The organism is Brevundimonas sp. UBA2416 (assembly GCF_002343105.1).
Classification (GTDB): domain Bacteria; phylum Pseudomonadota; class Alphaproteobacteria; order Caulobacterales; family Caulobacteraceae; genus Brevundimonas.
Genome location: NZ_DDRM01000023.1, coordinates 716 through 18237, shown reverse-complemented (window position 1 = coordinate 18237; position 17522 = coordinate 716). Strand labels below are relative to the sequence as shown.

General features: G+C 68.2%; 17 protein-coding genes, 3 tRNA genes and 1 pseudogene. 8 read left to right on the top strand and 13 right to left on the bottom strand.

What is annotated here, in order from left to right; genetic code table 11:
* The 3 genes from B3E43_RS08350 to B3E43_RS08340 form a co-directional block, all read right to left on the bottom strand.
* Window positions 1-674: GTP-binding protein (locus B3E43_RS08350; protein ID WP_292028382.1), on the bottom strand; the 674-nt coding region annotated here is incomplete at its 3' end.
* Window positions 675-737: 63 nt separating this feature from the next.
* Window positions 738-811 (bottom strand) — tRNA-Gly (locus tag B3E43_RS08345).
* Between the two features lie 76 nt (window positions 812-887).
* A tRNA-Tyr gene (locus tag B3E43_RS08340) sits at window positions 888-971 on the bottom strand.
* A 146-nt stretch (window positions 972-1117) separates the two neighbouring features.
* Here B3E43_RS08340 and rlmB point away from each other — a divergent pair.
* Both rlmB and B3E43_RS08330 read left to right on the top strand, forming a co-directional pair.
* Entirely contained in the window at window positions 1118-2032 is a 915-nt protein-coding gene (gene rlmB / locus B3E43_RS08335; RefSeq protein ID WP_292028380.1) for a 23S rRNA (guanosine(2251)-2'-O)-methyltransferase RlmB, read from the top strand.
* Window positions 2033-2087: 55 nt separating this feature from the next.
* Window positions 2088-2957, top strand: a complete 870-nt coding sequence (locus B3E43_RS08330) for a TerC family protein (RefSeq protein WP_292028378.1) — start codon at window positions 2088-2090, stop codon at window positions 2955-2957.
* On the opposite strand, the gene B3E43_RS08325 is transcribed toward B3E43_RS08330, so the two are convergent.
* The 4 genes from B3E43_RS08325 to B3E43_RS08310 all read right to left on the bottom strand — a co-directional run bounded on the left by B3E43_RS08325 (window position 2914) and on the right by B3E43_RS08310 (window position 7283).
* Window positions 2914-3498 (bottom strand): hypothetical protein, encoded by a 585-nt coding sequence (locus tag B3E43_RS08325; RefSeq protein WP_292028376.1) that lies wholly within the window; start codon window positions 3496-3498, stop codon window positions 2914-2916. The genes B3E43_RS08330 and B3E43_RS08325 overlap by 44 nt on opposite strands.
* Window positions 3465-5171 (bottom strand): methionine--tRNA ligase, encoded by a 1707-nt coding sequence (gene metG / locus B3E43_RS08320; protein ID WP_292028375.1) that lies wholly within the window; start codon window positions 5169-5171, stop codon window positions 3465-3467. Before metG ends, B3E43_RS08325 begins: the two co-directional genes overlap by 34 nt.
* Window positions 5172-5253: 82 nt before the next feature.
* Window positions 5254-6612, bottom strand: coding sequence for an MATE family efflux transporter (locus B3E43_RS08315; RefSeq protein WP_292028373.1), 1359 nt, complete (start codon window positions 6610-6612; stop codon window positions 5254-5256).
* Between the two features lie 89 nt (window positions 6613-6701).
* Window positions 6702-7283, bottom strand: coding sequence for a TetR/AcrR family transcriptional regulator (locus tag B3E43_RS08310; protein ID WP_292028371.1), 582 nt, complete (start codon window positions 7281-7283; stop codon window positions 6702-6704).
* 27 nt (window positions 7284-7310) lie between these two features.
* On the opposite strand from B3E43_RS08310, the gene B3E43_RS08305 reads away from it, so the two are divergent.
* Together B3E43_RS08305 and B3E43_RS08300 are read left to right on the top strand one after the other, a co-directional pair.
* Window positions 7311-7700 carry a hypothetical protein gene (locus B3E43_RS08305; RefSeq protein WP_292028370.1) on the top strand — a complete coding sequence of 130 codons (390 nt, stop codon included), beginning with the start codon at window positions 7311-7313 and terminating at the stop codon, window positions 7698-7700.
* A 71-nt stretch (window positions 7701-7771) separates the two neighbouring features.
* Window positions 7772-9379 (top strand): carboxyl transferase domain-containing protein, encoded by a 1608-nt coding sequence (locus B3E43_RS08300; RefSeq protein WP_292028368.1) that lies wholly within the window; start codon window positions 7772-7774, stop codon window positions 9377-9379.
* Between the two features lie 220 nt (window positions 9380-9599).
* On the opposite strand, the gene B3E43_RS08295 is transcribed toward B3E43_RS08300, so the two are convergent.
* Entirely contained in the window at window positions 9600-9962 is a 363-nt protein-coding gene (locus tag B3E43_RS08295) for a DUF2200 domain-containing protein (RefSeq protein WP_292028366.1), read from the bottom strand.
* The gene (locus B3E43_RS08290) at window positions 9963-10283 is read right to left on the bottom strand and encodes a hypothetical protein (RefSeq protein ID WP_292028364.1); all 321 of its coding nucleotides are present in this window, start codon (window positions 10281-10283) and stop codon (window positions 9963-9965) included.
* A 150-nt stretch (window positions 10284-10433) separates the two neighbouring features.
* Here B3E43_RS08290 and B3E43_RS08285 point away from each other — a divergent pair, with 150 nt between their 5' ends.
* Together B3E43_RS08285 and B3E43_RS08280 are read left to right on the top strand one after the other, a co-directional pair.
* Window positions 10434-11333: an enoyl-CoA hydratase-related protein gene (locus tag B3E43_RS08285; RefSeq protein WP_292028363.1), complete on the top strand. Its 900-nt coding sequence runs from the start codon at window positions 10434-10436 to the stop codon at window positions 11331-11333.
* A gap of 152 nt (window positions 11334-11485) precedes the next feature.
* Window positions 11486-13501 (top strand): acetyl/propionyl/methylcrotonyl-CoA carboxylase subunit alpha, encoded by a 2016-nt coding sequence (locus tag B3E43_RS08280; RefSeq protein ID WP_292028361.1) that lies wholly within the window; start codon window positions 11486-11488, stop codon window positions 13499-13501.
* A gap of 118 nt (window positions 13502-13619) precedes the next feature.
* On the opposite strand, the gene B3E43_RS08275 is transcribed toward B3E43_RS08280, so the two are convergent.
* Together B3E43_RS08275 and B3E43_RS08270 are read right to left on the bottom strand one after the other, a co-directional pair.
* Window positions 13620-14018 carry a putative quinol monooxygenase gene (locus tag B3E43_RS08275; protein WP_292028359.1) on the bottom strand — a complete coding sequence of 133 codons (399 nt, stop codon included), beginning with the start codon at window positions 14016-14018 and terminating at the stop codon, window positions 13620-13622.
* Window positions 14019-14076: 58 nt separating this feature from the next.
* Window positions 14077-14268 carry a YgaP family membrane protein gene (locus B3E43_RS08270; RefSeq protein WP_292028358.1) on the bottom strand — a complete coding sequence of 64 codons (192 nt, stop codon included), beginning with the start codon at window positions 14266-14268 and terminating at the stop codon, window positions 14077-14079.
* 123 nt (window positions 14269-14391) lie between these two features.
* On the opposite strand from B3E43_RS08270, the gene B3E43_RS08265 reads away from it, so the two are divergent.
* A complete protein-coding gene (locus B3E43_RS08265; protein WP_298701699.1) occupies window positions 14392-14790 on the top strand; it encodes a DUF1489 family protein in 399 nt (132 codons plus the stop codon).
* 110 nt (window positions 14791-14900) lie between these two features.
* Window positions 14901-16751 (top strand): patatin-like phospholipase family protein, encoded by a 1851-nt coding sequence (locus tag B3E43_RS08260; RefSeq protein ID WP_292028354.1) that lies wholly within the window; start codon window positions 14901-14903, stop codon window positions 16749-16751.
* Between the two features lie 250 nt (window positions 16752-17001).
* On the opposite strand, the pseudogene B3E43_RS08255 reads toward B3E43_RS08260, so the two are convergent.
* Window positions 17002-17418 (bottom strand): annotated as a pseudogene (locus B3E43_RS08255) (methyltransferase domain-containing protein); the annotation flags it as partial.
* Window positions 17419-17447: 29 nt separating this feature from the next.
* A tRNA-His gene (locus B3E43_RS08250) sits at window positions 17448-17522 on the bottom strand.

The following is a 17522-nucleotide window of genomic DNA, read 5'->3' as shown; positions in this document are numbered from 1 at the left end:
CCCGAGATCGAGAACACGTCTTCCACCGGCATCAGGAACGGCAGGTCCAGCGGACGCGCCGGCTGCGGGATGTAGTCATCCACGGTCTGCATCAGCTTCAGAACCGACTGCTCGCCGATTTCCGGGTTCACGCCGTCGGTGGCGGCCTTGGCCGAACCGGCGGTGATCGGAATGTCGTCGCCCGGGAACTGGTAGCTGGAGAGGAGCTCGCGCACCTCCATCTCGACCAGTTCCAGCAGCTCGGCATCGTCCACCAGGTCGACCTTGTTCAGGTAGACCACCAGGGCCGGCACGCCGACCTGACGGGCCAGCAGGATGTGCTCGCGGGTCTGCGGCATCGGGCCGTCGGCGGCCGACACCACCAGGATCGCGCCGTCCATCTGGGCGGCGCCGGTGATCATGTTCTTCACATAGTCGGCGTGGCCGGGGCAGTCGACGTGGGCGTAGTGACGGGCGGCCGTCTCATACTCGACGTGCGCCGTGTTGATCGTGATGCCGCGCGCCTTCTCTTCCGGCGCCGCGTCGATGTCGGCGTAGTTCATCGCCTTGCCGCCGCTGGCCTTGGCCAGAACCATCGTGATCGCCGCCGTCAGCGTCGTCTTGCCGTGGTCAACGTGACCAATCGTGCCGATGTTGCAGTGCGGCTTGTTACGTTCGAACTTTTCCTTGGCCATGGCCAAAACTCCTGTGGCCCTGGCCCAGAGATGGGGAGCGGGCGTTGGTCAGCTAGAGAATTCTGGAGCGGGTAGACGGAATCGAACCGACATATTCAGCTTGGAAGGCTGCTGTACTACCATTGTACTATACCCGCACGGAGACTGCGTCAGGCGCCTCAGCCCTCCGCAGCCGACCCGATATGGGGTCCGGACCTTCGTTTCGAAACCGCGTGGTGGGGGAAGCAGGACTCGAACCTGCGAAGCTTACGCAGGGGATTTACAGTCCCCCCCCTTTGCCACTCGGGACATTCCCCCAGCGCGTTTTCGAACCGTCGGACCGATGCGCCGGCGACCTTTCGGCCGTCGAAACAACAAAAGCTCTCGGGTTCCTGCGTCGCCTGGTTTAGGAGGGGCGCCAGACCCGAAAGCCCTCAGGGCTCCAAATCGGAGGGCGTCTTATAGTGTCGAGAAATCCAGAACGCAACGACCGGAAATCGGGCAAAAAACCGGCTTTCGGCGACCGGTCGGCGGCCCGCGCCGGTGGGCCCGGAGCGGGCGCCAAGGGCAAGTCCGAGGGCGGTCCGGACCGCGGCGGCTGGAACCCCAACCCGAAGCCGAAGGCCTTCTCTGATTCCGCCCCGCGTCCTTCGCGAGCCAAGGCTGACGCCGACAATTTCGTCTGGGGTCGCCACCCGGTCATCGCCGCCCTCGCCAATCCGGCCCGCAAGGGCATGGGCCGGCTGCTGGCGACCGCCGACCGCGCCGCGGAACTCGAACGCGACAAGCTGGCCAACGGCCACAGGATCGAGATCATCGAGGTCCAGGCGCTGGACCGGATGCTGCCGCCGGGCGCCGTGCATCAGGGTATGGCGTTCAAGGTCCAGCCTCTGGAAGGCGTGGCGCTGGAGGACATCGCCGGAGAGGGCGGCGTCATCGTCATGCTGGACCAACTGACCGATCCGCAGAACGTCGGGGCCATCTTCCGCTCGGCGCTGGCCTTTGGCGCGAAGGGGATCGTGGTTCAGGACCGGCACTCACCCGCCCTCGCCGGCGCCCTGGCCAAGGCCTCGGCCGGCGCGACGGAACGCCTGCCCTGCGCCCGGGTGACCAATCTCAGCCGCGCACTCGAGACGCTCGCCGACATGGGCTGGCGCGCGGTCGGCCTCGACGGCTCGGCCGAGTTGACGCTGGAACAGGCGCTGGATGAGCGCCCGACCGTGCTCGTCATGGGTTCCGAAGGCGACGGCATCCGGCGACTGGTCGCGGAGCATTGCGATGTCCTGGCGAAGATTCCCATGCCCGGCGGTTTCGAGAGCCTGAACGTCTCCAACGCCGCCGCCGTGGCGCTTTACGAAGCCTGCCGAAAACAGGGCTGATCCAGGGATGATCGTGACCGGTTGCATTTCGTCGCGGCGGGAATAGAGAGCGGTCATGGAATTCCTCTCGTCTCCCGAACTCGCCAGCCAGCTCTCCGCGCTCGGCCAGGTGCTGATGATCGATCTGGTGCTGGCCGGCGACAATGCCGTGGCCGTCGGCCTCGCCGCCGCCGCCCTGGCGCCCGAACAGCGCAAGAAGGCCATCCTGATCGGCCTCGGGGCCGCGGTGCTGTTCCGCATCGGCTTCGCCCTGATCACCGTCCAGCTGCTGGCGATCATCGGCCTGCTGCTGGCCGGCGGCGTCCTGCTGCTCTGGGTCTGCTGGAAAATGTGGCGGGAGCTGCAGGAGCAGAAGACCCACGACCAGGCCGAGGCCGAGGCTGAGCTGGAAACCGCCCTGTCCGCCCACCACGGCGGCGGACCGCCCCCCGAGGCCCTGGGCATCAAGCGCAAGTCTTTCGGCGCCGCCCTCGTCCAGATCATGATCGCCGACATCACCATGTCGCTGGACAACGTGCTGGCCGTGGCCGGCGCGGCGCATGAACACCCCTGGATCATGGTCTTCGGCCTGATCCTGTCGATCGCCCTGATGGGCGTCGCCGCGACCTTCATCGCCAAGCTGCTGACCAAGCACCGCTGGATCGGCTACGTCGGTCTCGTCATCGTCCTCTATGTCGCCGTTCACATGATCTGGGACGGCGCCCGGTCGGTGATCGTGCGGACGGACCGCATGGACGCCTTCAACGCCTCCGCCCCCGGCTTCCTCGACATCACCGAGAAGGAAAAGGCCAAATATCTGAAGGGCGTGCGCAGCGAGGGCACGGCGACCCCGGCGACGGGTCTCCCGTCCCGGCCGTCGGACGCGCCGCCGCTGGCAACCGTCACGCCGGCGGCAGCGTCCCCCAGCGGCGCATCGCCCGCCTGAGCGACTCCGGCGCCCCGGCCATATCGGGCTGGGGCGTGGTGATCGCCGCCGCTCGCGCCTGCATCTCGGCCAGCGGCGGCACATCGTTGGCGATCCGCTCCTGGTCTGTGGTCGCCGGATCGACGTCCCACAGCCGCCAGCCGACCCCGTCGGGGACGATGTTGGTGCCGTATTTCTGGGGCCGCTCCGCGTACATCAGCGACCGGTCCAGCGCCGCCGCGGCCAGCCAGCGCGCGCCCGGACGGCCCAACTCGGCGGCGCGCTGCGCCAGTCGATGCCCGTAGGCCGCCTCCTCCCAAAGGTCGCCGTGGTTCATGATCCAGGCGGCGGCATAGAGGGCGTCAGCGTCCTCGGGCCAGCCGTCAGCCAGCAGCGCCGTAACCGCCTCGCGGCGCGCCCGGTCCCGGACCCGCAGAGCGACATAGGCCGGCTCACCCGCCAGCACCGCCCGATCCTCGGCCTGATCCTCGGCCAGCAGCCTGGTGAAGGAGGCCGACCGCTCCACGGTCAGGCGTCCGCGCCGCCGAAGCGTTCGGACCACTCGGCCACCTGCGTGTCCTCGATCTTGGTGAACAGCACCCCCGCCGCCGCCACGGTCTGGCCGCGCGGCAGGGCGTCCAGCAGCGGCTCGTCCGCCGTCGGCCAGCTCAGGTCCGTCGCCCCGACCGCCGCCCCGATCTTCACCGCCGAATGCGGCATCACCGGCGCGGCCAGACGGGCGAACAGGGCGACGAGGTTCAGGCCGGTGCGCACGCCGACGGCGGCGCGGTCCACATCGGTCTTGAAGGCGGTCCAGGGCGCGGCCTCCTGCAGATATTCATTGCCCAGCACCCAGACGGCGCGCAGGGCGACGGCCGCCTTTCGGAACTCCATGGCCTCGAACCAAGCCGTGGCCTCGGCGATGCCGGCGCGCAGGTCGGCCTCCAGCTTCGCCTCCAGCGGACCGGGCTCGCCCGCGTCCGGGACCACGCCGTCGAACTTGCTCTCGGCGAATTTGACGATGCGGTTGACGAAATTGCCCAGCACATCGGCCAGGTCCTTGTTGGTCGTCGACTGGAACTGCTCCCAGGTGAAGGCCGCGTCCGAATGCTCCGGTCCATAGGCCGTCAGGTGCCAGCGCCAGTAGTCGGCGGGCAGCAGTTCCAGCGCCTGGTCCATGAAGACGCCGCGCTTCTGGCTGGTCGAGAATTTCCCGCCGTACCAGTTCAGCCAGTTGAAGGCCTTGAGTGTATCCACCGTTTTCCAAGGCTCGCCGGAGCCGAGGATGGTCACCGGGAAGCTGACGGTGTGGAAGGCGACATTGTCCTTGCCCATGAACTGGACGTAGCGGACGTCGTCCGCCCCTTCGTCCGTCCGCCACCAGTTGCGCCAGGTCGTCCCGGTCGCATCGGCCCATTCCTCGGTCGCGCCGATGTATTCGATGGGGGCGTCGAACCAGACGTAGAAGACCTTGCCTTCCATGCCCGGCCGCGGCCCGCCATCCGGCCCCACCACCGGCACACCCCATTTCAGGTCGCGGGTAATGCCCCGGTCGATCAGCCCCTCGTCGAGGTGTTTCAGCGCGATCGATTTCGCCAGCGTCTGCCAGTCGGTCTTCGATCCGATCCACGCCCGGATCCGGTCGGCCAGCTTCGTCTGCAGCAGATAGAGGTGCCGCGTGTCCCGGACCTCCAGATTGCGCGAGCCTGACACGGCTGAGTACGGATCGATCAGGTCGGTCGGGTCCAGCAGCCGCCCGCAATTGTCGCACTGGTCGCCGCGCGCGCCGACATGGCCGCAGTGCGGACAGGTGCCCTCGACATAGCGGTCGGGCAGGAAGCGCGCATCATCGACCGAATAGATCATCCGGTCGACCCGCTCCTCGATCAGGCCGTTCTTCTCGAGGACGTCCGCGAAATGCTGGGTCAGCCGGTGATTGGGCGCGTTCGAGGACCGGCCGAACCAGTCATAGCTCAGGCCGAACGCCTCGCCCGCAGCCTTCTGGACCTCGTGCTGTTCGTCGCAATAGGTCCGCACGTCCTGACCGGCGGCGGCGGCGGCCAGCTCGGCTGGCGTCCCGTGTTCGTCGGTGGCGCAGATGTAGAGCACCTCATGGCCCTGCGCCCGCTTGAACCGCGCATAGACGTCCGCCGGCAGCATCGAGCCCGCCAGATTCCCCAGATGCTTGATGCCGTTGATGTACGGGAGCGCCGAGGTGATGAGGATGCGGGACATGGAGGCCGGGATTAGGGATGAGGGACCAAGGATCAGACAGGGTTAGTGGCGAGTACGATGGCATATCGCAACCCTGCCTCTCCTAATCCCTAATCCCTAATCCCTGCGGCAGCCGCCGCGCCACCCGCACGAACCGCCCCGTCAGCAGCACCGAAGACACCAGGCTGGCCACGATCACCGCCCAGACCAGGCCATCGACGCCGATCTCATGCGCCCACCACCAGCCCAGCGGCATCATGATCAGGCTGTAGGCCACGAAATGCATGATGGTGGGCCACCAGACATCGCCCGCCGCGCGATTGGCCTGGGCCGCGACCACCTGGATCCCGTCCGCCACGAAGAACAGCGTGGCCAGCACGAGGGCGGGCGCGGCGATGGCCAGCAGGGCCGGGTCCCGGCTGTAGGCGCCCGCCATCCAGTGGGCGGTCGGCCAGACGACCAGGGCGACCGTCAGGGTCAGGGCCGCGACGACTCCCACCCCCACCAGCCCCGCGCGCAGGGCGCCGCGCCCGTCGCCCGCGCCATGCGCCCGTCCGACCAGAACGGCCGTCGCCGACGACAGCCCCATGGGAACCATGAAGACGATGGCCGAGACGTTGAGCACGATGGCCCAGGCCGCCGTCTCATTGGCGCCGAGCTGGCCCGCGAAGAAGGTCATGGCCGCGAAGGCGGCGACCTCGATGAAATAGGACGAACCCCCGCCGTAGCCGATCTTGCGCTGCTCGCGCGCCGCGACCGGGTCTCGCCGGGGCCGGTTGAAGACGCCCAGCGCCCGCGCCTCGGGCAGGCGGGCGATGTAGATCACGAGGAAGACCGCGAGCGCCGCGCGCGCCCAGAATGTGGCCCAGCAGGACGCCGTCGCCCCGTCCACGCCCAGTCCCAGCAGATCCGGCACCAGCAGGAGATTGAGCGCCAAGTTCACGCCATTGGCCACCCACATGGCCACCATCCCGGGCTTGGGCCTGCCGAGGGCCTCCAGAAAGAACTGCGCCGCCACCGAGACCAGATAGGCCGGCATCGAAAGCGCCAGCACGATCAGCGCCGGTCCCGCGCCCTCGGCCAGCCCGGCTTCCAGATTGATCTGGCCCAGCGCCCAGGGGCCTATGAAGATCAGGGCGATACAGGCCGCGACGCCGAGTTGAAGCGCATAGGCGAGGCCTCGCCGCAGCACCGCGCCGACCTCTTCGCGCCGGCCCTCGCCCAGCATGCGCGCGGTCATCACCTGCACCCCGAAGAGCAGGCCGACCGCCGTCACCACGATGATCGAATGCGGGGCCCAGGCCAGGGAGTGGAAGGCCAGCTCGCGGCTGGCGAAATTGCCCACCACAATGGCGTCGGTGAGCCCCATGGTCATGATGCCGATACGCGCCAGCACCACCGGCCACGCGAGGTGCAGCAGGTCTTTCAGGCTGGCGCGGGTCTGGAGGCTGAGGGCGAACATGGGAGGCGGGACAGGCCATGGCGGCGCGGCGCGGTCAACCCGGGAATCTTCGGGGCTGGCATAAGGAAAGCCATGACCGGGGCGACCGCTCAGGATTCGAACAGCTCGCAAATGTCGTCCATCTCGACGTCCGCTAGAGAGGCATGGCTTGGGTCCATGACGATGGTCTGTCCCAGCCAGGCCCAGTAGAGAAAGGTCGCCCGGCGGGACGCGCGCTGTCGCTCCACGCCCGCCGCTACGATCAGGTCCGCGATATAGGCGATCCTGCGCGCGTCGACGGACGCCACGATCGCGGCGACCGCCTCATCCTCCGCGGCCCACGACCGGATGGCCCGGTCTACGGTCGGTCGCGCATCGAACGCCCGCGTCAGAAGCTGCTTCAGTCGCTCCGGCTCGGCCTCTGTCTCGAGTTCCCGGATCACCTGATCGGTCGTTCGCTCCTGCCAGCTTTTCAGAAGCTGGGACCGGAAATCGGCGATGTCCTCAAAATGCCAGTAGAAACTGCCGCGTGACACCTGCAGCCCGGTCGCCATGGACCCGACCTTCAGACCGGCCACGCCATCGCCCGCCAGCGTCCGCAGGCCGTGCGCGATCCAGTCGGATTTGGTCAGGCGTTCGATCACGCCCCGACCATACACAGGTGTATTGACGCGGACCAGCACCTTCGCCATAGACGTACCATACAGGAGTGTATGGCAATGAGCTGGCACAACACCGCCCTGATTCTGGCCGGGGTCATCGGGAGCGGCACAGCCGTGGTCCACGGGGTCCTGACCCAACGGCTGATGGTCAAACCGATCGAGGCGGCGCTCGTCGCGAACGGCCGGATCAACGGGCCGATCCGGCGGCTTGTGCCGCTGCTTCTCCATATGAGTACAGTCGTCTGGTTCCTCGGCGGTCTGGCCCTGATCGCCGCCGCACAATGGGCCGGCGAGGACCTCAGGCTTTGGACCGGCCTGTTTGTCGGCAGCCTGCTTCTGTACGGCGCGGTCGGCAATTTCTGGGGGACCCGCGGGCGGCATCCGGGCTGGATGCTGCTGGCGGCGGCGATCGCCCTGATCGGTTACGGCGTCAGCCAGGGCGGATGATCATCCGGGATCGGGACGGTGACACGACCCTGCCGCTTCCCCCTGCCCGCGAAGCCGCTTAAACCGGCTTCATGCCCAAGCTGACGTCCGCCATCGACCCGAACAGCCCCGCCTTCAAGGCGCTCGACGCCCATAACCGCGCCCTCCGCGACGAACTCCACGAAAAGGTGGCGAAGGCCGCGCGCGGCGGCTCCGACGCCAGCCGCGACCGCCACGTCTCGCGCGGCAAGCTGCTGCCCCGCGACCGGGTCGAGCGGCTGCTGGACCCCGGCTCGCCCTTCCTCGAGATCGGCCAGCTGGCCGCCAACGGCATGTATGGCGATGCAAAAGACCCCGACGGGGCGCCCGGCGCCGGCATGATCTGCGGCATCGGCCGGGTCTCGGGCCGCGAGGTCATGATCGTCGCCAACGATCCGACGGTGAAGGGCGGCGCCTACTTCCCGATGACGGTGAAGAAGCACCTGCGGGCGCAGGAGATCGCCGAGCAGAACCGCCTGCCCTGCGTCTATCTGGTCGATTCCGGCGGCGCCAATCTGCCTCACCAGGCCGAGGTCTTTCCCGACCGCGACCATTTCGGCCGCATCTTCTTCAACCAGGCCCGGATGTCGGCGAAGTCGATCCCGCAGATCGCCTGCGTCATGGGCAGCTGCACCGCCGGCGGGGCCTATGTTCCGGCCATGTCGGACGAGAGCGTCATCGTCCGCAACCAGGGCACCATCTTCCTCGCCGGCCCCCCGCTGGTGAAGGCCGCCACGGGCGAGGTCATCTCCGCCGAGGAACTGGGCGGTTCGGAGACGCACGGCCGCAAGTCGGGCGTCGTCGACTATGTCGCTGAGAACGACGAGCACGCGCTGGAGATTGTTCGCACCATCGTCGACAGCCTGAACACGGTGAAGTCGGTCGAGATGGACGTTCGCGAGCCGCGCGCCCCCGCCTTCGACGCCGAGGAGCTGTACGGCCTCATCCCCGACGACGTCCGCGCCCCCTATGACGTGCGCGAGGTCATCGCCCGTCTGGTCGACGGCTCCGAGTTCGACGAGTTCAAGGCCCTGTACGGCACGACGCTGGTCTGCGGCTTCGCCCGGATCTGGGGCTATCCGGTCGCCATCCTGGCCAACAACGGCGTGCTGTTCTCGGAAAGCGCGCTGAAGGGCGCCCACTTCATCGAACTGGCCTGCAAACGGAAGATCCCGCTGGTCTTCCTGCAGAACATCAGTGGCTTCATGGTCGGTGGCAAATACGAGGCCGAGGGCATCGCCAAGAACGGCGCCAAGCTGGTCACCGCCGTCTCCTCGGCCGAGGTTCCGAAATTCACCGTCCTGATCGGCGGCAGCTTCGGGGCCGGCAACTACGGCATGTGCGGCCGCGCCTTCGCCCCCCGCTTCCTCTTCACCTGGCCCAACAGCCGGATCAGCGTCATGGGCGGCGAACAGGCCGCCGCCGTCCTGGCCACCGTTCACCGCGACGCAGACAGCTGGACCCCCGACGAGGCCGAGGCCTTCAAGGCCCCGATCCGTCAGAAATACGAGGACGAGGGCAATCCGTACCACGCCACCGCCCGCCTCTGGGACGACGGGGTGATCGATCCGGTGCAGACGCGTGACGTGCTGGGGCTGGCAATCAGCGCCAGCCTCAACGCCCCGATTCCGGAGACGACGTTCGGCGTGTTCCGGATGTAGCGCCTTGTCATCCCGGACGCCGCGAAGCGGAGAGCCGGGACGGCTGGGCGAACAAAGAACCCGGCCCGGAAGCTGCGCCAGCAGCTATCCGGGCCACAGGTCAGGTCAGCACGAAGGCCGCCTGTCTCCCGGATAATCGAAGACGATTTCCGGGAGTCCACATGAGGCACGCAATCCGTCCCGGCTCTCCGCTTCGCTTCGGCCGGGATGACAAGCAGCGTCAGCCCGCCCGCAGCACCTTCTCCATCGCCTTCCCCTTGCTCACCTCGTCGACCAGTTTGTCGAGGTGGCGGATCTCGCGCATGAAGGGGTCCTCGATCTCCTCGACCCGGTAGCCGCAGATCATGCCGGTGATCAGGAAGCGGTTCGGGTTCATCGCCGGCGCCTCGGCGAAGAAGGTCCCGAAATCGGTCTTCGCCGCCAGCAGCGCCTCCAGCTGATCCTGCGAATAGCCCGTCAGCCAGCGGATCAACTCATCCACCTCGGCCCGCGTGCGACCCTTCCGCTCGGCCTTGGCGACGTAGTGGACGTGGACACTGGCCACGCTCGTACGGCGGAGGCGATCGGCTGCGCTGGTCGGCATTCAGAAAGTTATTGACGGCCGCACCGGCTCGTCCAGCGCCCAGCGGTAGGAGTCCGGGCCGAACGGCAGGTCGAACAGGCGCGGAGCCTCGCTGTCCGGGGTCGGGTGCATATGCAGTTCGAAGGCCGACAGCAGGGCGCGGCGGGTGCGTTCGGCGGCGGGGCCGTGGACGCCCTTGCTCTGCAGGATGCGGCCGATGACCACATCACGATGCGCCGCGCCGCCCTGCGCCTTGAGCTGCTCCCGGATTTCGGCCGCCAATCTGGCCTTGGCCGGAGTCAGTCGGGCGGGCTTCCTGTTGCTGGCGGCGGCTTTCGACATCGGATGACCTCGTCCCCGGGACTTTCTCGTTAACGATTCGGTCATCAAGACGAGCGGCCTCGCCCTGTCAAGATAACGCCGGTCTTTGCGCCAGCGCGATGCGATTTACGGGGTGATGCGTTACAGAGGCACAGCCCCCAGGAGCCCATCATGCGCAAACCGACCGAAGCCGAACTGAACGCCCTCGACATCACCCCGGCCGAGGCCGCCGAGATCAATGCCATCGCTCATCCGCTGCTGACCGATCCGGCGCCGGACGCCAATGACGATCTGGTCCGGATCGACTCCACCGCCGACGGCGTGGTCTTCATCACCATCAACCGGCCGGAAAAGCGCAACGCCTTCGACGCCCCGACCATCGCCGCCCTCTATGAGGCCTTCGAGACCCTGCAGGGCGCGGATCATGTCAGGGTCGTCTTCATCCGTGGCGCGGGCGGAACCTTCAGCGCCGGCGCCGACCTCGCCTGGATGGCCGACGCTGCCCGCTGGTCCGAGAGCGACAACCGCGACGACGCCATGGGTCTGGCGAAGATGCTCAACGCCCTGCACGAGATCCCGGCCCTGACCTGCGCCATCGTCGAGGGGGCGGCCATGGGCGGCGGGGCCGGCATCGTCGCCGCCTGCGACATGGCCGTGGCGGTCAAGGGCGCGAAATTCGCCTTCTCCGAGGTCAAGCTCGGCCTCATCCCCGGCACCATCGCCCCCTATGTGGTCGAGGCCGTCGGAGCCCGCACGGCGCGGGCCCTGTTCATGACGGCCGAACTGTTCGACGCCGACTCGGCCAGGAGCTTCGGCCTTGTCAGCCATGTGCTCGACAGCGCGGACGAGATCGACGGCTTCATCGCCGGCTTCTCCGACAGCATGAAGGCCTGCGCGCCCGGCGCGGTCGGCGAGGCCAAGCGGCTGGTGAACCACGTCGCCGGCCACCGCATCGACCATTCGCTGATGGAGGAAACCGCCAAACGCATCGCCCGCGCCCGCGTCTCGCCTGAAGGCCAGGAAGGGGTCGGCGCCTTCCTCGAAAAGCGCAAGCCGCGCTGGACGGAGTAGAAGGAGTGGCTAGTGGCTAGTGGCTAGTGGCTAGTGGCTAGTGATTGCCGCTGCCTTGTCAGCGGACGGGCGACACCCCCATCACAGCGCTCAGATGCCGGCCAGCCACTAGCCACTAGCCACTAGCCACTCGCCACCTCTACAACCGACCCATGTTCACCTCCGTCCTGGTCGCCAATCGCGGCGAGATCGCCTGTCGCGTCTTCCGGACCGCCCGCCGCATGGGCATCCGGACCATCGCCGTCTATTCCGAAGCCGATGCGCAGGCGCTGCACGTCCGCGAGGCCGATGAAGCCGTCCTGATCGGACCCGCCGCCGCCCGTGAGTCCTATCTGGACGCCGCGAAGGTGCTGGCCGCAGCGAAACAGACCGGCGCCGAGGCCATCCATCCGGGCTATGGCTTCCTGTCCGAGAACGCCGACTTTGCCGAAGCCGTCATGGCCGCCGGACTGGTCTGGATCGGCCCGCCCCCCGCCGCCATCCGCGCCATGGGGCTGAAGGACGCCGCCAAATCCCTGATGATCGAGGCCGGCGTGCCGGTCACCCCCGGCTATCTGGGCGAGGACCAGTCTCCGGACCGCCTGCAGAGGGAAGCCGACGCCATCGGCTATCCGGTGCTGATCAAGGCCGTCGCCGGCGGCGGCGGCAAGGGCATGAAAAAGGTCGATCGCGCTGAAGACTTCGCCGACGGCCTCGCCTCGGCCCAGCGCGAGGGCCAGTCCTCCTTCGGCGACCCCCGCGTCCTGATCGAGAAATACATCACCCGCCCGCGCCACATCGAGGTGCAGGTCTTCGGCGACACGCACGGGACCGTCGTCCACCTTTACGAGCGCGACTGCTCCCTGCAGCGCCGCCACCAGAAGGTGATCGAGGAAGCCCCTGCCCCCGGCATGGACGCCGCCACCCGCAAGGCCGTCACCGACGCCGCCGTCCGCGCCGCCAAGGCCGTGAACTACGAGGGCGCCGGCACCATCGAATTCATCGCCGACGCCTCCGACGGCCTCAAGGCCGACCGCATCTGGTTCATGGAGATGAACACCCGGCTGCAGGTCGAACACCCGGTCACCGAGGCCGTCACCGGCGTCGACCTGGTCGAATGGCAGTTCCGCGTCGCCGCCGGCGAGCCCATCCCGATGAAACAGGCCGACATCCCCCTGAACGGCTGGGCCATGGAAGCCCGCCTCTATGCCGAGGACCCGGCCAACGGCTTCCTGCCCAGCATCGGCAAGCTCGAGCATTTCATCATGCCCGACGGCGTGCGGGTGGACACGGGCGTCGAACAGGGCGGCGAGGTCAGCCAGTTCTACGACCCCATGATCGCCAAGCTGATCGTGCACGCGGAGACGCGGGAAGAGGCGGCGGAAGCACTTGCCGAGGCCTGTGCGGAGGTCGAGGTCTGGCCGGTGAGGACCAACGCAGGCTTCCTCGTCCGGTGTCTTGAGCACCCGCGCTTTGTCGAAGGCGACGTTGATACAGGCCTGATCGGCGCCGAGAGCGAGATGCTCACCGAAAAGCGCCTCCGGGCCGCGGTGATCGCGGCTGGTCTCGCGGACCAATTCGAGGACCGTCGACGCACGGTCAGCCTCCCGCACGAAGAGGAAACATCGCCCTGGGCCGGGTGGCGGGGGAACAGCCTCGGATTCCGCCTGAATGGCGCGCCTTCCATGAAGGCGGTCGGCATGGTGGATGGAGAACGGCGCGAAGCGGTGTTGGCCAAACAGCAATCCGGACACGCTGACTGGTATGATGCCTTTGTCGGCGACCAGGCATTCAAGGTCGCCCCCGGAGGCGTGAATCCCGACCGGCTATCGAGCGGCGTCTGGGTGGATGACGAACTGATTTCCACCCTCGAGCGCGCGGACGTTACCGTACTGTTTGATGTGGGCGATGCGGTGGAAGTCCGGGACTGGCGGAGCGCCGGAAGCTCCGGCTCCGCCGCCGCCTCCGACGGTTCGCTTCGCGCCCCGATGCCCGGCAAGATCGTCGCCACCCCCGCCAAACCCGGCGACACGGTCACCAAGGGCCAGCCCGTCGTCGTGCTCGAGGCCATGAAGATGGAGCACGCCCTCGTCGCCCCGTTCGACGGCGTGGTCGGCGAGATCAGCGTCTCGGTCGGCGATCAGGTGTCGGCGGATATGGTGCTGGCCTCGGTCACGGCCGCGGGGTGAGTGGCGGGTGGCGAGTGGTTAGTGGTTAGTGGCTGGCCGCCGCCTGCGAACGAGAGCGGACAGCGCCGCCCTTCCGCCATCAGCGAAGCTGCAATCACTAACCACTAACCACTAACCACTAGCCACCCGCCAGCAGCCCCACCCCGCCCACCGGACGCGTCACCTGCGCATCCCCGAACGTTGCGATCAGCGGCATGCCCTTGCGGATCGCTTCGCGCACCTCCGGGACCTGCAGCGAGGCGCGGTGGGCCGCCTCGTCGGTCCAGACCTCTGTGACCCAGATGGTGTCCGCGTCCGCCGGGTCATGGGCGACCACATAGCTGAGGCAACCCGGCATCCGGCCCAGCCCCTCCAGGAGGATGGCGCACAGGGCGTCCCGCTGGCCCGGCGTCGCTGTCATCTTGCCGATCAGTCCGTACATGGCGTGCCCGTTCATCCCTGCGACCGCGACAGGGGCAAAGCCCAGGATCGCCAGTCCGGCGACGCCCGTAATTGCCCTGCGTCGATCAATTCGCATGCCGATTCTTACGCCGCCCGCCGGACCTTGTCTCGCGCCGACGAGCCGCCCGGGGGCGCTATCGCCGGGGGCAGGTCCGGATGCCCAGCAGCGTGTAGAGCGGACAGGTCCCGAACAGGCCGGTCAGCAGCGGCACGACGCCGACCCAGCCCCATGGCGTCTGCGGCCCGACAAAGACGATCCCGATCAGGCCGAGCCCGACGATGATCCGCAGAAATCGATCCAGACCGCCGACATTCGCCTTGAACATGATGTATCTCCCGCATCGTGTTCCCTGATGGTGGGCGGCCCCGGCGCTCCGCGCCTTGTCCGAGAACAATCTCCCGCCCACGGAACAGGGCGTCGCCGGCCGGAATGCGAGAAAGAGGATCGTTTGCCGCTTCACATGATCAAGCTGTGCGTCGGCGTGGCGAAGGTGGAAACGCTGGAGCGCCGCGCCGCCAAGGGCGAGTGGCTGACCGTCCACACCCGGATGACCCCCAAGCGGGCGGCGGAGCTGGAGGACGGCGGCTCGCTGTACTGGGTGATGAAGGGCTCGGTGACCTGCCGCATGCCCATTCTCGACATCGCCACCCGGGGCGAGGGCAAGGCCAGCATGTGCCACATCAAGCTCTCGCCCGACCTGGTCCGCACCGCCCCCCAGGCGCGCCGGCCCTTCCAGGGCTGGCGCTATCTGGAGCCGAAGGACGCGCCGCCGGACCTGTCGACCCTGGACGCCGGCGAGGTGCCGGAGGATCTGGCGAAGCGGCTGCGCGAGATGGGGGCCTGGTAGGGATTAGGGATCAGGGATTAGGGATTAGGGCAGGATGCTGCGACCATCCGACCCGCACGTCCTCGATTCCCTGATCCTCAATCCCTGATCCCTAATCCCTAATCCCCAAGATGCCCGCTCCCCGCTCAGACCGGCTGGAAGACGCCCTTCACCGCATCTTCGAGGGCGGCAAGACGACGCGCGCGAGCTGGTTCGCCCTGACCGGCGGCGAGACCCTGTTCGCCGAGGGCGACGCCGCCGACACCCTGTATCTCCTCCGAAGCGGCCGTCTGGGGGTGTTCCGCCGCGATCACGGCGAGGATCGCCCGCCCCAGTTCGTCGGCGTCATCCGGCCCGGAGAGCCGGCCGGCGAAATGGCCATGCTGGCCGGCACCGAACACACCGCTGACGTGGTCGCCCTGCGCGACTGCGAGGTCCTGGCCCTGCCCCGCGACGCCTTCTTCGAGGCCGCGCGGACCGAGCCCGACCTGATGGTCGAACTGTCCCGGCTGATGATCCAGCGCGCCCGCGACCGGCGCTCGGGGGGAGGCGAACCCAGCGTCTTCGGCTTCATCTCCGCCCGCCCCCGCCCGATCCGCGCCTTCATCGAACGCATCGCCGCGGCCATAGAGGCCGACGGCTTCACCTGCCAGGTCATCGACCAGTCCGCCCTCTCCTCCGCCGCCGACTGGTTCAGCCGGGTCGAGGACGCTCACGACTTCGTCCTCTATGTCGCCGAAACGGACGAGCCCGCCTGGGCCGCCCTGTGCGCCCGGCAGGTCGACCGGGTTTTCGTGGTCGGCGCCGGCCTGATGGCCCCGCCCAACCGGCCCATGCCCCACGCGGGGGTGCTGGACGCCCAGCGCCGCACCGACCTGATCCTGTTGCGTGACCCGCGCATGGCCCGGCCCGCCAATACCGCCGTCTGGCTCGACGCCATTCAACCCGGGCGCTGGTTCCAGGCGATCGAGGGCGACCAGGCCGACGCCGCCCGCATGGCGCGCGTCGTCACCGGCTCGGCCGTCGGCGTGGTCATGTCGGGCGGCGGCGCCCGGGCCTATTCCCACATCGGCGCCCTGCGAGCCCTGCATGAGGCGAAGGTGCCGATCGATTTCGTCGGCGGCTCGTCCATGGGCGCCGTCATCGCCGCCGGGCCGGCCATGGGCTGGTCGCAGGAAGAGCTGGAGGCCCGCATCCACAAGGCCTTCGTCGAGAGCGATCCCCTCTCGGACATCACCTTCCCCATGCTGGCCATGACCCGGGCGCACAAGGTCGATCGTCTGTTGCTGGAGGCCTATGGCGAGACCGATCTCGCCGACCTGGCGCGCCCCTTCTTCGCCGTCTCGACCAATCTGACCAGCGGCAAGATCGAGGTCCACCGGCGCGGCCTGATGCGCCGGGCCATACGCGCCTCCATCGCCATACCGGGTCTGCTGCCGCCCATCGTCATCGACCGCCAGGTCCTCGTCGACGGCGCGGTGCTCAGGAACCTGCCGACCGAGGTCATGCGACAGATGCATTCGGGCCCGATCATCGGCATCGACATGTCCGAGGCCCGCGGCGTCGATCCCGACCTCATCGAGCACCCGCCGTCGATCTGGCGACTCATCGTCACCGGGGCCTGGCGGCGAGGCCCCCCCATCGTCTCCATCCTGATGCGCTCGGCCACCCTGACCACGGACGCCGACATCGAGAGCTCGCGCGCCGCCACCGACGTCCTGATCCAGCCGACGCCGGACGGCCTGGACATCCGCGACTGGAAGGGGTTCGACGCCGGGGTCGCCGCCGGTTATCTCGCCGCCGCCGAAACGCTCGCGAAACTGGACGGTCCGGTCACCGGTCTGCGCCGCCGCCGATCGGTCAGCGACGTCGCGCTACCAGGAACAGCCGCGGAAACGGCAACAGGGTCACGCCGTCCGGACGTGGTGGAAACGCTTCCCAAAGGCGCGCGCCGAGGGCGGAAAGAAAATCCCCGCGCATAGCCGGATCGTCGAGGGCCGAGAGAATAGGTCGAAGCGCCGTGCCCTTCATCCATTCCAGCACCGCATCGGGTCCGCTCAGGGCGTGAAGATAGGTGGTCGCCCAGATATCGATCTCGCCACAGGTTTCGGCCAGCAAGCCGTAATAGGCCTCGGGCGTCAGCAGGGGTGCGATGGGCTCGACCCCCTGGAGCGAGGCGGCCCACGGCCCATCGGCCGCGACGGCGCGCGCCAGCATGTGGTGGCGGGTCTCGTGCGCCATCGGCATCTGGATCGCCAGCACGCCGCCCGGCGCCAGCGCGCCCGTCAGCCGCCGCAGCAGGGACGGATGGTCGGGCAGCCAGTGCAGGGAGGCGTTGGCCAGAATCAGGTCGGCCGGGGCTTCGGGACTCCAGTCCGCAATATCGCCCTGACGCCAGTCGACATCAGCCCCGAGCGCCCGCGCACGCGCCAGCATATCGACGCTGGAATCCAGCCCGTGCACCACGGCGCGCGAGTGCCGGCGCTTCAGCAGGGCCGCATGCTGGCCTGCGCCGCAGCCCAGATCCCAGATCTCGCGCGGATCGAGCGCGCCGGGCAGGCGCAGCAACAGATCCAGGGCGGCGCGGTCGCGCTCAGCCTCGAACCGACTGTACTGTTGGGGGTCCCAGCCGGGGGGCGTTTCGGTCATGCCGTGATACGCCTCCGCAAGATGGGAGATGGTACCGCCTCTCAGGCTTGAACTGAGGACCTCCGGTTCCACAAACCGGCGCTCTAACCAACTGAGCTAAGGCG

Excerpts from the sequence above, each read along its gene's own strand:
- B3E43_RS08330 (WP_292028378.1), top strand. The coding sequence starts at position 2,088 with ATGGAATTCCTCTCGTCTCCCGAACTCGCCAGCCAGCTCTCCGCGCTC.
- metG (WP_292028375.1), bottom strand. The coding sequence starts at position 5,171 with ATGTCCCGCATCCTCATCACCTCGGCGCTCCCGTACATCAACGGCATC.
- B3E43_RS08315 (WP_292028373.1), bottom strand. The coding sequence starts at position 6,612 with ATGTTCGCCCTCAGCCTCCAGACCCGCGCCAGCCTGAAAGACCTGCTG.
- B3E43_RS08310 (WP_292028371.1), bottom strand. The coding sequence starts at position 7,283 with ATGGCGAAGGTGCTGGTCCGCGTCAATACACCTGTGTATGGTCGGGGC.
- B3E43_RS08305 (WP_292028370.1), top strand. The coding sequence starts at position 7,311 with ATGAGCTGGCACAACACCGCCCTGATTCTGGCCGGGGTCATCGGGAGC.
- B3E43_RS08300 (WP_292028368.1), top strand. The coding sequence starts at position 7,772 with ATGCCCAAGCTGACGTCCGCCATCGACCCGAACAGCCCCGCCTTCAAG.
- B3E43_RS08295 (WP_292028366.1), bottom strand. The coding sequence starts at position 9,962 with ATGCCGACCAGCGCAGCCGATCGCCTCCGCCGTACGAGCGTGGCCAGT.
- B3E43_RS08290 (WP_292028364.1), bottom strand. The coding sequence starts at position 10,283 with ATGTCGAAAGCCGCCGCCAGCAACAGGAAGCCCGCCCGACTGACTCCG.
- B3E43_RS08285 (WP_292028363.1), top strand. The coding sequence starts at position 10,434 with ATGCGCAAACCGACCGAAGCCGAACTGAACGCCCTCGACATCACCCCG.
- B3E43_RS08280 (WP_292028361.1), top strand. The coding sequence starts at position 11,486 with ATGTTCACCTCCGTCCTGGTCGCCAATCGCGGCGAGATCGCCTGTCGC.
- B3E43_RS08275 (WP_292028359.1), bottom strand. The coding sequence starts at position 14,018 with ATGCGAATTGATCGACGCAGGGCAATTACGGGCGTCGCCGGACTGGCG.
- B3E43_RS08270 (WP_292028358.1), bottom strand. The coding sequence starts at position 14,268 with ATGTTCAAGGCGAATGTCGGCGGTCTGGATCGATTTCTGCGGATCATC.
- B3E43_RS08260 (WP_292028354.1), top strand. The coding sequence starts at position 14,901 with ATGCCCGCTCCCCGCTCAGACCGGCTGGAAGACGCCCTTCACCGCATC.